We start from the raw sequence: 13,881 nt of genomic DNA, 5'->3' as shown, positions 1-13,881 counted from the left end.
TTCTCTCGGAACACCAACCTGAAAGTGACACATGAACAGACGTCTCGGACTGACCGCTCTCGCCGTCGTGCTCGCCCTCATCGGGACGGTCGCCGTGTTCGCCTATGCGAAGTCAGCCGATCGGCGGGCAGTCGATGGCATCGAAGCTGCGTCCGTCCTCATCGTCGACGAGACCATCCCGTTGGGCACCTCGTGGAACGATGTCGTCGAAGGAGGGTTCGTCAGCGAGGAGAAGCTTCCCGTACGCGCCACTCCGTCGACCGCTCTGCGCGACTTGGACGCTGATGTTCCCGATGGTGAGGTCGCGACTGCGGAGATCAAGCCCGGCCAGGTCGTCGTCCGAGCCATGTTCGGCGAGCGAGCACCAGCCACCGGAAAGCTGGCCATCCCGGCACGAATGCAGGCGATCACGATCAAGGTGCCGGCCAATGCCGAGGTCGCAGGATTTGTCCGAAATGGGTCTGAGGTTGCCGTCTACGCTACCTTCAAGGTCGAGGAAGCGCAGGACGCTGACGGGAAGGCAATCGCCGGCGATGACGCTTTCGCCTCGAAGCTCCTGCTTCCACGAGTTTCTGTCCTCGCTGTGAGCCAAGCACCTCCCAGCAATGTCTCCGGGACCGGCGATGACGAGTCTGGTGGACTCGCCGGCTCCCGGGCCGTGGACGCCGAGGTGCTCGTCACCTTGTCGGTTGATCAGGCGGCCGCCGAACGTATCCTCCTCGCCCAGGAAATCGGCAAGCTTTACCTGACGCTTCTCACCAACTCTTCCGTGACGAAGGACAGCGGCGGTCGCATCAATCTCGGCAACTTCGCACCGACTCCACTCTTCCGCAAGTGAGCGCCATGTCGAGCGATGGTGATCCCCCTCTGGACGCATCACCTGTGGATCAAGCGGATGAGGCCGGAAAGATCGTGGTGATCGCGGCGGTCAAGGGCGGGGTCGGCCGCACGACGATTGCCGCGAACGTCGCGGCGGCACTGCATCACCAAGGCCAACGCGTCTGCCTCGTCGATCTTGACCTCGAGTTCGGAGACATCGCCCTGTCGCTGAAGCTCGATCCGGTGCGCACGCTTGTCGACGCCGTGGAGGCCGACATCCCGGATGACACCGAGGATCCGCTGGATCTGCTGAAAACAGAGTTCTTGCCCGGTTTCAACTGCATCCTTGCGCCCATCGACCCGCGTTCTGCACTGTCACTCCCCCAGAACCTGATCGCTGACCTCCTGCCAGCCCTTGCCGAGACGTACGACTATGTCGTTGTCGACACGAGCGCTCACCAAACCGCGCAGGTTTCGGCCGCCCTATGGGCCGCCGACAGGATCCTGTTGGTGGCCACTCCTGACTTTCTCAACGCCAAGGCTCTTCGGCAGCAGAACGACCTGCTGGACTTGATCGCCACAAAAGCTGAACGCAGCTTGCTCATCAACCGGGAGCCGGGGCGCAAGGCGGTCGCATCCGGCGCCAGCGCCTTCGACTTGTCCTCGGTGATCGGGAGCCCGCTGGCTGCCTCGCTTCCCGACACAGTCGATGTGCCTCGCTCCATTCTCCAGGGGCGGCCGTTGGTGCTGGAGGATCCCGGCCATCCATTCAGCATGAAGCTCCACGAGCTCGTCACGGGCTGGCTCCCGCCAGCGGATAGCGACCGTACAGATCTCCGTCAAAAGCGGCCTGGACTACGGAAGAGGAAAAAATGAACCTTGCAGATCGACTCTCCGCACGCTCCAAGCGACCGGACGAAGACTCCCCCGGCCCCAAGGCGCCTGGTTCCACACCAGCCGAACCAACAGTTCCGGCTGCGCCTCGCACCTTCCAGTCTCGCGTGAACACACCGGCGACCGCTGGTCGTCGCCGCGCAGTGGCCGATCCGTTCCTCGAGATCAAGCGCCGCGTCCATGACGCGCTTCTCGAGCTCCTCGGCCCGAGCCTGTATGACGCGAAGATGGACGAGGCAGAGCTCGACTCCCGCGTGCGGCAGACACTGGGGCAAGTCATCTCGGCCCAGGACACGATGCTCAGCACCGCAGAACGTCAGCAGATCCAGAAGGAGATCTCCGACGACATCCTCGGTTATGGCCCACTCGAACCGCTGCTGCAGGACCCTGACGTCACCGAGATCATGGTGGTCGGCCCAGACCGGGTCTACGTCGAGAGGTCCGGTCAGCTCCACGACACCAACGTCACCTTTGCGGACGAGAGGCATCTGCGCCGCACTCTCGACAAGATCGTCGGACGTGTAGGCCGTCGCATCGACGAGTCGAGCCCCATGGTTGACGCGCGGTTGACCGACGGCAGCCGTGTCAACGCAGTCATCGCCCCGATCGCCCTTGACGGCTCGATGCTCACCATCCGAAAGTTCGCCGCTGACCCGTTCGGAGTCCAAGACCTCATCAATTTCGGCACGATCTCAGAAGACGTCGCCGTGCTCCTCGAAGCCTGCGTCCAGGGCCGCTTGAACATCCTCATCAGCGGCGGTACCGGCTCTGGCAAGACCACGACGCTCAACGTCGTGTCTTCATTCCTGTCGAGCGAGGAACGGATCGTCACGATTGAGGACGCAGCCGAGCTCCAGCTCTTCCAGGACCATGTGGCTCGCATGGAGACCCGGCCCAGCAACATCGAAGGGCGCGGCGAGGTCACCGCCCGCGACTTGGTACGCAACGCGCTGCGCATGCGCCCCGACCGCATCATCGTGGGCGAGGTCCGTGACGGAGCGGCCCTCGACATGCTGCAGGCCATGAACACCGGACACGACGGTTCGCTGACAACGCTGCATGCCAACTCCCCGCGCGATGCCCTGTCGAGGATCGAGACCATGGTGCTCATGGCCGGGGTCGAGCTGCCCACCCGGGCCATCCGCGAGCAGGTCGCCTCAGCGCTCGATCTCATCGTTCACCAAGCCCGTCTACGGGACGGATCACGACGAATCACCCACATCACCGAAGTGACGCACATGGAAGGAGACATGATCACCCTCCAGGACATCTTCGTCTTCGACTTCCACGCTGGCGTCGACGAACACGGGCGCTACCTGGGCTCACTCAAATCGACCGGGATCCGGCCCGCCTTTCTCGACAAGCTTCAGGACCAGGGGATCTACCCCGCGCCCGAACTGTTCGACGGCCAGGTCTGACCCACCATGCGGATCGTGCTGACTGCGTGTATGGCGGCCCTGCTCTCAGCGGTGATGGCGATGAACCCCGCGAGCGCTGCCGACCCGTGGAAGGTCAGCGCCGTCGAGGTAGCCGAGGGCACTGTGTCGCTCACCGTGAGCGGCCCGCCTGGCGCAGTCACGTCTCCAGAGTCGATCGTGGTCACCACCGACGGACAAGCACTCAAGTCCTCTGTCGATGCAGAGGCTCCTCCGACCGACGCCGCAACCGGCCGGCGTATCGCCTATCTGGTGGTCGACGTGAGCGGCTCGATGGTCGGCCCACGCATCGAGGCTGCGCGCCGCGCAGCGACTGACTATGCCAAAGCCATTCCTGACGACGTAGAGCTGGGATTGATCACATTTTCCGAAACGGTGAAGGTCGACGTCGTCGCATCGACGAACCATGACTTGGCTCCCGATGCGCTCAACGACGTCAATCCCGAAGGCGACACCGCTCTCTACGACGCCGTGGGCTCTGCCGTGGGAGAAGCGCAGAAGGTATCCGGCGCCGACGAGCAACGGCTACTCATCCTGAGCGACGGCTCGGACACGAGCAGCGCCTCGTCCCTGGAAGAGGCAGCGGCTGCCCTTCAGCGCAGCTCAGTGCAGGCTGACGTGGTGGCATTCGGGTTCCCGGGCGACCAGGCAGCGCTTGAACGTCTTTCCGGAGTGTCAGATGGGCGAGTGCGGGCTGCCGACAACGCCGAGCAGCTCGCCGACGCCTTCCGGTCCGCGGCCGCCACCTTCGCGCCTCGCCTTCGGGTGGAGGCACTCGTACCCGAGGAGCTCGCCGGCAAGCCCTCGACCATCGTGGTCAGCGGCGGAACAGGGGATGAGTCCTGGCAAGCAGAGGCTTCAGTGAAGTTCGCCGCTCTGACGAAGGGCTCCCCCTCGAGTACGGAATCGACGGAATCACCCGCGTCGGGGTTCCTGTTGCCCGCGCTGCTTGCCGCAGTTTTCGGTGTCTTGTTGTTCGTGTTTGTCGGCCTTCTGAGAATCCCGGAGAGGGCTCGCGATCGGATCACCTCGGCCACTCGCCTCGCCGAGGCCAGTCGATATCGGGTCGGAGCGGCGACTCTCGCACAGCGAGAGCGAGACGCTGATCGGACCCCTGGCACCTCGACTGGCTCGGCCGTCAGCCGACACGCGCTCACGCTGATGGATCGCCGGCTTCGGTCCGCTGGATCACGTCAGAAGGTGGTCACGGATCTCGAAGGCGCGGGCCTGCGCATGAAACCCGAAGAATGGGCAGTGCTGCAGGTGTGTGTCGTCATCACCACGGCGGCGCTCCTCGGCGCACTCATCGGTTCCATCCTTCTGGTTCCGATTGGCGGGCTGCTCGGATGGCTTGGCTGCCGCCTTTTCCTCAAGATCCGACGTTCCCGACGCGAAGCGAGGTTCCTTGAGCAGATTCCCGACACTCTGCAGCTCATTGCCGGCTCATTGCGCGCCGGGTTCTCGTTGCCTCAGGCGCTGGGAACCGTGGTCCGCGAAGGCACCGAACCGACGGCAAGCGAGCTCAGTCGCGCGCTCGCCGAAGCCCGCCTCGGCGCCAGCCTTGAGGACTCGCTCGACGGAGTTGCCCAGCGGATGAACTGCATGGACCTGGCGTGGGTCGTCATCGGAGTGCGCATCTCCCGCGAAGTGGGTGGCAATCTGGCTGAAATCATGGGAACGACGGTGTCGACGATGCGCGAACGCGCGGAACTTCGAGGGACCGTGCGGGTCCTTTCGGCAGAAGGCCGCATGTCGGCGTGGATCCTGAGTGCCCTGCCGTTCCTCGTCGCAGGATTCCTGTTCGTGTTTCGGCCGGGATACTTCGACCCCATGACGCAATCGCTGGCCGGCTGGATCATGTTCGCGATCGGTGCAGTGCTTCTCGCGTTCGGAATCTTCTGGCTCAGCAAGCTCGTGAAGATCGAGGTGTGAACTGATGACGATTCTGCTGATTGGTGCCGCGGCCGTTGGACTGGCCATTGCGCTGGCGGTCTACCTCGTGACTGCGCCAGTGCCCGCGGACCACGCGTCCCCATCGACATCGACCACTCCCGCGCCCGGACCGACCAAGAGCTCACTGGGTGCGCAAGAGATCCCGCCGCTGTATGAGCGATTCGCCTTTGTCGCGCGCCGACTCACACCGGCCGACTACACGCGGCGCCTGCAACGTCGGCTCGACATCGCCGGCAACCCGGCAGGTTGGCTTCCTGAGCGGGTCCTGGCCTTCAAGGGCATCGGACTGACGGCTGGCATGCTGCTGGGCCTCTACACAGGGTTGCAGTACGGACCTCTCACCACGGTGTTCCTCCCTGTCGCCGGAGCAGCCTTTGGCTTCTTCCTGCCCGACATCTGGATTCGCAACCTTGGCGAGCGGCGCCAGATCGAGATGCGCTCCGACCTACCCGACGCGATCGACATGCTGACCGTGTGCGTGGAAGCCGGGCTCGGGTTTGACGCTGCGCTCGGGCGAGTGGCACAGACCATGGATGGCCCCGCCGCGTTCGAGTTCGCTCGCGTGATCCAAGAAATGCAGTTCGGCAGCTCCCGCATCGACGCGCTGCGCGCGGCCGCCGACCGCACCGATATCCCAGAGCTGCGTACCTTCATCTCTTCGATCGTTCAATCGACAGAGCTTGGCATCTCGATCGGCGACGTCCTGCGCGCGCAGTCCGGTCAGATGCGCGTGGTGAGGCGGCAACGCGCTGAGGAGCAGGCGCAGAAGCTGCCTGTGAAGATCTTGCTACCTCTGATCTTCTGCATCCTGCCTGCCCTCTTCGTCGTCGTCCTCGGCCCGGCAATCTTGAACATCATGGACCTGTTCTCCGGGCTCTAGCACGGCGCGGGGCTGGATCCGTCCAGTCAGTTGGAGCAGAACGCCGGGTCTGACACTCTGGTCACCACGAACGGGCGGTAGTGCTGCGTGCGTTCTTCCAGCCAGCGGTTGCCTCCGCGCATCGGGTGGTCGACACCGGGCTTGATGATGACCTTCCGCCCACTTGGAGAAACGAACGTACCGCCGAGGTCTCGATCCGAGAGGTGACGGCGGATCTCGACCTCCGGGATGCCTGCGCGGGCTGTGACAGGGGACGCATTGGTGGTGCGGCCCTCTCCAGGACGCCTCGTGTCGACTCTTTCGACGATCCACCAGCGATTCTGCGAGTCGATCACGTGCGCTGACGGGAGGAAGAGATGATTGGTGCCGGAACCCTCGGTTCGAAGACCGGAAAACATCGTGAAACGCGACGACGTACCGAAGCCGAGATAGGGCGAGGCGACGAGGGCAAGCATCGCCAGGCACACGACAACGCTGACGGCAGGTAGGCGGCTCAGCCTGATCGTCGTGCTCCGGTTCCTCAGGGTGGTTCGGACCAAGGACACGAGCAGAGCAGCTCCCGTGACGATGGTCGCGATCCAACTGAACAGGATGAGGACAGTTGAGCCGCCTTCAGTACGATCGCCGAGCACGATCAGGGTTGTCGTCACACCCACCAAGATGGGCGCAGGTACCCGGCTCAGGTCCCGCACGATCGCACTGCGGCGCAGCGTTGACCGCACGGCACCACCGGCGTCGCTGACGTCGTCAGGGTGCGCGAACAACAAGAAGAGCGCCCACAAGGTCACGCTGAAATCAGCGACTCCGATCGCTGGGCTGAGGCAGACCAGAAGATGGAAACCGATGCCGAAGATGACGCCCCAACGCCGAGTCTTTGGAAAAAGCAGGAGCAGTGGGATCGAGGTTTCAGCCAGCAGTGTCACGATCAGGAACCCAGTCGCTGCGCCATCACCACGATCGATCAGACCACCCGATGCCGTCGTGGCAATCCAGGTCGCACACGAGCGAGCGGGGTCGAGAAACGACTCGTTGTACTTCGACAGCGCCGCCGCCGCATAAGCGATCAGCAGGACGACCCTGGCGCCGCCAGCGACCGCCATCACCAGATCGGTACTGTCTGACGGCCTCGCCCGCAACCAACGGTGGAGGATGAGGATGTTGACGAACGCCGCCAGTAGTTGGTGATCCGGCGAGAAAGGGAGATGCCAGACAGCATCCAGGACTTGGGTCCCGGCAAGAAGGCACAAGCGTCCGGCCGAGTGTGGCGCGGCTATGACCCACAGCGCCGCGAGCACGTTGAGGATCGATATGAGGTCGAGAGGCCCGCGTGTCCCGTTCGCATGGTGAACGAGATTCGCCAGCGCCCAGACGACAACGAACGTGGGCCCGAAGGTAGTCGGCTTCACGCGCATCGATTTGTCGACCGTCGTCCTCGGAGTCTGAACTGGTTGTTCCCGAGAATACTCGCTTCACCCGTCTTCACTGCGATGTTCGACCTGCCTGCCGGACCACAGGTTCGTCCGGTGAGGCGCCGGGCACGTCATCGTCGAACCGTCAGCAGCGGCAGACGCGGGTCACTCCCCCCGATACGACTCGGCCACGACAGCAACGGGGCAGTGAGTTCGCTTGAGAATGTCCGACGCGAGCGGGCGCGTAAGCGACAACGGTGTCGGATGGTGGGGCCGACCGACGATGACGAGGGAAGCGCTCTCAGTTGCTCGCAACACTGCATCCTCAGGATCCTCGTGTAGGAAGACCTCGAAGATCGTCACGTGTGGGAACTTCGCCCGCCAGCCAGCCACAATCTCCGTGATCTTCGACCGTTGCCGATGCGCCTCATCAGGTGCCGTCCCCGGCTCGATCGCGTGCAGGACGTGCAGCGACGCATGATGTGCGCTGGCCTGCTCAAGCGCAAAGTGCATCGGCCCGTTCGCCGGGGCATCAGCGCCAAGGGTGACGACAATGTCGCCCGTGTAGGTGTCTGATCCGGCGTGCTCGGGAACCACGATCACCGGGCACGAAGCGTGCAATGCAAGGTGACCGGCGACCTTCGTCCGCAGCAGCCGCTCGTACCACGGGACATCATCGGAGCCGAGGACGACGAGTCGTGCGTCAGTCGAAGCATGCTCGATCGCACGCACCGGTTCATCCGTCGACAAGATGTACTCGATTGCCAGTCCAGGCGCTTCCCGCACGATGTAGTCCCGCGCTTCGTCGAGCACGACCTGCCCGGTCTTGCGCAGGTCCTCAATCACCTCGTAGCCGGCGTAGAAACCGGCGGCTTGTGCCGGCACACCCACGGAGTGGACGACCCAGAGTGGGCATTCGGCCGCGCTCGCCTGCCGGATCGCAACCGCGAGAGCGCTGGGCTGCTTGTCGATGATCCCAACGACAACGGGTCTGCTTGCGGTGTTCATGAGGCCTCCAGAGTTCGAATCGGTACCTCCACGGTGCGAGTCGCGAGCCACCGCGACCATGGTCACCGGACCAGATTCGCGGGGACCTAGGTCCCAGACCGGGAGGCGTGACCGTGCGGATCGATCGCGACATCTGCGCCGAGGCCGAAGTGACCGTAGCGTTGCGGCATGGTCCGCCTGCGCCGTACGTCCGCGAGCTCGCCGGGCTGGGCGCGCATCAAGCACAGCAAAGGCTTTCGCTATCTCGACCAGGACGGCGTACCGCTCGGGGAGACCGACCTCGAGCGCTGCAAGAAGCTGGTGATCCCTCCGGCGTGGACCGAGGTCTGGATCTGCCCCGTCGAGAACGGCCACCTCCAGGCGGTCGGCAGCGACGCGGCTGGGCGGCGGCAGTACCTCTACCACCCGGAATGGCGTATCCGTCGCGACGTCGAGAAGTTCGAGAAGATGGAGGGCTTCGCCGCCGCACTGCTCAAGCACCGCGCCGAGTCGCGTCGCGATCTCCGTGGCGACGAGATGACTCTCGAACGAGTTGCCGCGACAACGTTCAGCCTGCTCGACCTGGGCATGTTCCGCATCGGCTCGGACCGCTATGCCGAGGAGAACGGCAGCTACGGGCTCACCACGCTGGAGAAGCAGCACGTCCACCTGGACGGCAAGGCCGTGTCGTTCGCGTATGCCGCCAAGTCGGGCCAGGAGGTCGAGGTGACGGTGCGAGACGATCTGGTGTGCGGAGTGCTCCGCGAGCTCCGCAAACGACGCAGTGGCGGTGACCGCTTGCTGGCATACAAGGATCGCGGCAAGTGGATCCCGATCGACGCCGACGACGTCAACACGTACATCAAGGCGGTCCTCGGAGAGGACTTCTCCGCCAAGGACTTCCGTACCTGGCGCGGCACCGCGATCGCGGCGTTGACCCTGGCGCGCGCGAAGGCTGACACTCCGACCGCGCGCAAACGAGCCGTCACCCGCGCCATGGAGACGGTCTCCGATCATCTCGGCAACACACCGACCATCGCTCGTACGTCCTATGTCGATCCCCGAGTCGTCGACCTGTTCAATGACGGCATTACCGTCAAGGCAGGTCACAGCCATGCCGCACCGGGTTCGACCATCAGCCGGACGCTGGAGCGCGAGGTGCTGAGAATGTTGAAACGGGCCTAATCGGCCACATCGGACCGCAATAGGCGATGATGGAAACTGCAACACGTTCTACTCTTGGCGACAATCAGGGAGATTCCATGGCACCGGTGCACGTCGGCTACGCAGCGATGAGCGAGCAGTTTCATCCGACGGAGCTCGTAGATCTGTGCGCCTATGCCGAGAACGGCGGGTTCAACGGAGTCATGGCCGCCGACCACTTCCAGCCGTGGGTCCCGGCGCAGGGACACGCGCCGTACATCTGGAACGTGCTGACGGCAGCCGGCGAACGTACGCGCGGAGACATCGGACCTGGCGTCATCTGCCCCTCGTTCAAGACGCATCCAGCGATGGTTGCCCAGGCCTCGGCCACGCTGGCCGCGATGTACCCCGGCCGACACTGGCTCGGGCTCGGCTCGGGTGAGGCTCTCAACGAGCACATCGTGGGCGGCTACTGGCCCGAGGCACCAGAACGGCTCAGCCGTATGTGGGAAGCCATCACGATCATCAAGAAGCTGTTCACCGGCAAGGACGTCAAGCACAAGGGTGAGTTCTTCACATTGGAGAAGACCCGGCTCTGGACACTCGACGATCCGCCGCCGATCTATGTCGCCACTGCAGGACCGATCACGGCCAAGCGCGCCGGCAAGGAAGTCGACGGCATCATCACCCCAGGCGCCACGACCGAGAAGGTCGCTGGCCTGCTCGGCAAGTTCACCGATGGCGCTCGCGAAGCCGACAAGGATCCGGACACCATGCCGAAGATCCTGCAGCTGCACCTCTCGTGGGCTCCGACGCACGAAGAGGCGCTTGAGAACGCCATGACCGAGTGGCCCAACGGCGGTATGAAGTTCCCCAAGGGCGACATCCGCTCGCCGTACGACCTCCAGGAGATGGCCAAGATGGTTCGGCCCGAGGACTTCGAAGGCCGGATGCTGATCTCCGAGGATCCCGACGCGCATCGTGCCGAGATCCAGAAGTTCCTCGACGAGGGCATCGACACCGTCTATCTCCACAACGTCGGTCGCAACCAGCGCGAATGGATCGATGTGTTCGGCAAGGACGTCTTGCCGAACCTGCACCGCTGAGATTTCACGCCACCAGTGATGATTGAGCCATGACCGCGTCTCCCACCGACGGTGTCCCCAACGAGCGTGAGATCACTCGCGCCGTACGGCGTGCTGTCGCGGGCAAGTCGATCGATGCGAACGAAGCCGCCGCATTGCTCAGCGCTCGCGGTGAGTTGCTGCGCGAGCTGATGGACGCGGCGGTCCGTGTACGCGATGCCGGCCTCGAGGCTGCTGGCCGACCCGGCGTCGTGACGTACAGCAAGAAGGTCTTCATCCCGCTGACCCGGTTGTGTCGCGATCGGTGCCACTACTGCACCTTTGCGACCACCCCCAACCGTCTGCCTGCGCCGTTCCTGTCGCCCGACGAGGTGCTCGACATCGCCCGCAAGGGCGCCGCGATGGGCTGCAAGGAAGCGCTGTTCACACTCGGTGACCGACCCGAGGACCGCTGGGACGATGCCAAGGAATGGCTCGAGGCAGCCGGATACGACAGCACGCTCGAGTACGTACGCGCCATGTCGATCCGGGTGCTCGAGGAGACTGGGCTGCTGCCGCACCTCAACCCCGGCGTCATGAGCTGGAAGGAGATGTCCCGGCTCAAGCCGGTCGCTCCGTCGATGGGCATGATGCTAGAGACGACCAGCCGCCGGCTGTTCGAGGAGAAGGGCCAGGCGCACTACGCCAGCCCGGACAAAGATCCGGCCGTTCGCATCCGCGTGCTTGAGGACGCCGGCCGCCTCAACATCCCGTTCACGACCGGACTGCTCATCGGCATCGGCGAGACACTCGAGGACCGCGTCGAGAGCATCTTCGAGCTCCGCCGGATCGCGCGTACGTACGGCTCGGTCCAGGAAGTCATCATCCAGAACTTCGTGTCCAAGGACGACACCGCGATGCGCGGCACGCCGGACCTGCAGGTCGAGGAGTACCTCGCGGCCATCGCGACGACCCGCATCCTGATGGGTCCGTCGATGCGGGTGCAGGCGCCGCCCAACCTGGTCGACCTCGAGGACTGCCGCTCGCTGCTGGACGCAGGCGTCGACGACTTCGGCGGGATCAGCCCGTTGACCCCGGATCACGTCAATCCCGAGCGCCCCTGGCCCGAGCTGACTGCGCTGACCGAGCTGTGCGCCGAGCAGGGCTTCACCCTGACCGAGCGTCTGACGGCTCACCCGCAGTTCTTGTCCGAGCCGTGGCTCGACCCTCGCTTGCTCCCGCACGTCGACGCGCTGGTCGGCGACAACGGCTTGGCCAATCCGGACGCGCGTGCCGAGGGCCTGCCATGGCAGGAGCCCGATGGTGGCTGGACGCCGACCGGCTGGCTATCGCAGGGACGCACCGAGCTCCATACCGAAGTGGACACTGTCGGACGTACGACCGACCGTCGCAGCGACTTCGAGGACGTCTATGGCGACTGGTCGGTGCTTCGCGACGGACAGGCGAGCCGCGAAGGTGCCGCTCTGGTCGGTATCGGCGACGAAGGCTTCAGCAGCGCGATGCGTGCTGCCGAACGCGATCCGGCGGGACTATCGGACGCCGACGCACTGGTCTTGATGACGGCCGAGGGCTCACGGCTCGACGAGCTGGCCGCATACGCCGACGACCTGCGCAAGCAGGCGGTGGGCGACGAGATCACCTACATCGTCAACCGCAACATCAACTTCACCAACGTTTGCTACACCGGCTGCCGCTTCTGCGCCTTCGCCCAACGCCGTACGGATGCCGACGCCTACACGCTCTCGCTCGACGAGATCGGCAACCGCGCAACCGAGGCCGTCGCGCTCGGCGCGACCGAGGTCTGTATGCAGGGCGGCATCCACCCGGATCTGCCGGGCACCGCATACTTCGACATTGCGGCCGAGGTGAAGCGCCGCGAGCCCAGCCTCCACGTCCACGCGTTCAGCCCGATGGAGGTCATGAACGGTGTCAGCCGCACCGGCCTCTCGGTTCGCGACTTCCTGATCAAGGCCAAGGAGTCCGGCGTCGACTCACTGCCCGGTACCGCAGCCGAGATCCTCGACGATGACGTCCGCTGGATCCTCACCAAGGGCAAGCTGCCGACGTCGGAATGGATCGACGTGATCCGTACGGCTCACGAAGTGGGCCTGCCGACGACCTCGACGATGATGTACGGCCACGTCGACCATCCGGGCCACTGGGTCAACCACCTGCGCACCCTCGCCAACCTGCAGCGCGAGACCGGTGGGTTCACCGAGTTCGTGCCGCTGCCGTTCGTGCACCAGTCATCGCCGATCTACCTCGCTGGCGTCGCCCGCCCAGGACCGTCGGTCCGCGACAACCGCGCGGTGCACGCGATGTCGCGCATCATGCTGCACGGCTTGATCGACAACATCCAGTGCTCCTGGGTCAAGCTCGGCCCAGAGACCTGCACGCAGGTGCTTCAGGGCGGCGTCAATGACCTCGGCGGCACGCTGATGGAAGAAACCATCAGCCGCATGGCCGGCAGCACCAACGGATCGCGCAAGTCGATCGAAGAGCTGGAGCACATGGCTGCGCTGGCGGGTCGTCCAGCGGTGCAGCGCACCACGACGTACGGCCGAGTCGCCGTGGTTCCGGTCGGGGCCTGACATGTTCACGGTGATCATGCCGATCAAACCGTGGGACGGGGCCAAGTCGCGGCTGCATACCGACTCGGGGGCTCGACGTGCCCTCGCGATGGCGTTCGCGATGGATGCCCTTGATGCAGTGCTGGACTGCGCTGAGGTGGGACGTGTCGTTGTCGTGACCAGTGGCGACGAGGTGGCCGAGCACGCCCGGAGCGCCGGAGCCGTCGTCATCTCGGAATCCTCCGCCCGGGTGGCCGATCCGCTCGGAGCGGCCGTACGCGATGGTGTCGCCTGGGCTGCACAGGAGCATCCGGATGAAGCCGTCGCCGTCATCCCCGCGGACCTGCCTTCGCTGACTTCCATCGAGCTGGGCCGCCTGCTCACAGAAGCCAGGGCGTATCCGCTGGCCTTCGTCGCGGACGCCAACGGCGATGGCACCACGATCCTGGCCAGCCAGCGACCTTCGCTGTTGCGTGCTGGCTACGGTGTCGGATCGGCCGAGCGCCACCGCTCGTACGGCGCCGTGGAACTGCAGGCACCCGCCGGTTTGCGCCGAGATGTCGACGAGTTCCACGAGCTGCTCGAGGCTCAGAGAATTGGCGTTGGACCGCACACCGCGGCCGCAATCGAGCGAATCCACACCCGCGCCTCGGTGTAGGCCGTTTGACTCGCGCGAGCACGCCGCCTGACCGATCGAAGTAGGTG

At 64.7% G+C, this 13,881-nt stretch carries 11 protein-coding genes; 9 read left to right on the top strand and 2 right to left on the bottom strand.

Annotated elements, in window-relative coordinates:
* Nucleotides 1-31: 31 nt before the first annotated feature.
* Genes cpaB through V6M39_RS11420 form a run of 5 tightly spaced genes read left to right on the top strand, consistent with a single transcriptional unit; the run spans nucleotide 32 to nucleotide 5,982 of the window.
* Entirely contained in the window at nucleotides 32-838 is an 807-nt protein-coding gene (gene cpaB / locus V6M39_RS11440) for a Flp pilus assembly protein CpaB (protein WP_332643946.1), read from the top strand.
* A gap of 44 nt (nucleotides 839-882) precedes the next feature.
* Nucleotides 883-1,695, top strand: a complete 813-nt coding sequence (locus V6M39_RS11435) for an AAA family ATPase (RefSeq protein ID WP_332643945.1) — start codon at nucleotides 883-885, stop codon at nucleotides 1,693-1,695.
* Nucleotides 1,692-3,131: a CpaF family protein gene (locus V6M39_RS11430; RefSeq protein WP_332643944.1), complete on the top strand. Its 1,440-nt coding sequence runs from the start codon at nucleotides 1,692-1,694 to the stop codon at nucleotides 3,129-3,131. The genes V6M39_RS11435 and V6M39_RS11430 overlap by 4 nt, the downstream gene beginning before the upstream one ends.
* Before the next feature lie 30 nt (nucleotides 3,132-3,161).
* A complete protein-coding gene (locus V6M39_RS11425) occupies nucleotides 3,162-5,081 on the top strand; it encodes a type II secretion system F family protein (protein ID WP_332643943.1) in 1,920 nt (639 codons plus the stop codon).
* A gap of 4 nt (nucleotides 5,082-5,085) precedes the next feature.
* On the top strand, nucleotides 5,086-5,982 hold the full coding sequence (locus V6M39_RS11420) for a type II secretion system F family protein (protein ID WP_332643942.1): 897 nt from the start codon (nucleotides 5,086-5,088) through the stop codon (nucleotides 5,980-5,982).
* A 26-nt stretch (nucleotides 5,983-6,008) separates the two neighbouring features.
* Here the strand turns inward: V6M39_RS11420 and V6M39_RS11415 are convergent, their stop codons facing one another.
* The gene (locus tag V6M39_RS11415) at nucleotides 6,009-7,388 is read right to left on the bottom strand and encodes an HTTM domain-containing protein (RefSeq protein WP_332643941.1); all 1,380 of its coding nucleotides are present in this window, start codon (nucleotides 7,386-7,388) and stop codon (nucleotides 6,009-6,011) included.
* Between the two features lie 168 nt (nucleotides 7,389-7,556).
* On the bottom strand, nucleotides 7,557-8,399 hold the full coding sequence (locus tag V6M39_RS11410) for a universal stress protein (protein ID WP_332643940.1): 843 nt from the start codon (nucleotides 8,397-8,399) through the stop codon (nucleotides 7,557-7,559).
* A gap of 168 nt (nucleotides 8,400-8,567) precedes the next feature.
* Between V6M39_RS11410 and V6M39_RS11405 the strand changes: the two genes are divergently transcribed.
* The 4 genes from V6M39_RS11405 (at nucleotide 8,568) to cofC (ending at nucleotide 13,834) form a co-directional block, all read left to right on the top strand.
* Nucleotides 8,568-9,563, top strand: coding sequence for a DNA topoisomerase IB (locus tag V6M39_RS11405; protein WP_332643939.1), 996 nt, complete (start codon nucleotides 8,568-8,570; stop codon nucleotides 9,561-9,563).
* Nucleotides 9,564-9,640: 77 nt separating this feature from the next.
* The gene (locus V6M39_RS11400; protein WP_332643938.1) at nucleotides 9,641-10,627 is read left to right on the top strand and encodes a TIGR03557 family F420-dependent LLM class oxidoreductase; all 987 of its coding nucleotides are present in this window, start codon (nucleotides 9,641-9,643) and stop codon (nucleotides 10,625-10,627) included.
* Nucleotides 10,628-10,656: 29 nt separating this feature from the next.
* Complete coding sequence (locus tag V6M39_RS11395; RefSeq protein WP_332643937.1) at nucleotides 10,657-13,197, top strand: bifunctional FO biosynthesis protein CofGH; 2,541 nt, start codon at nucleotides 10,657-10,659, stop codon at nucleotides 13,195-13,197.
* Between the two features lie 16 nt (nucleotides 13,198-13,213).
* Entirely contained in the window at nucleotides 13,214-13,834 is a 621-nt protein-coding gene (gene cofC / locus V6M39_RS11390; RefSeq protein WP_332643936.1) for a 2-phospho-L-lactate guanylyltransferase, read from the top strand.
* The last annotated feature ends 47 nt before the right edge of the window (nucleotides 13,835-13,881 follow it).

This window comes from Aeromicrobium sp. (assembly GCF_036675695.1).
In the GTDB taxonomy this organism is placed as follows: Bacteria; Actinomycetota; Actinomycetes; order Propionibacteriales; family Nocardioidaceae; genus Aeromicrobium.
The sequence above is the reverse complement of the archived record's forward strand: the minus strand, read 5'-3'. Positions and strand labels throughout refer to the sequence as shown.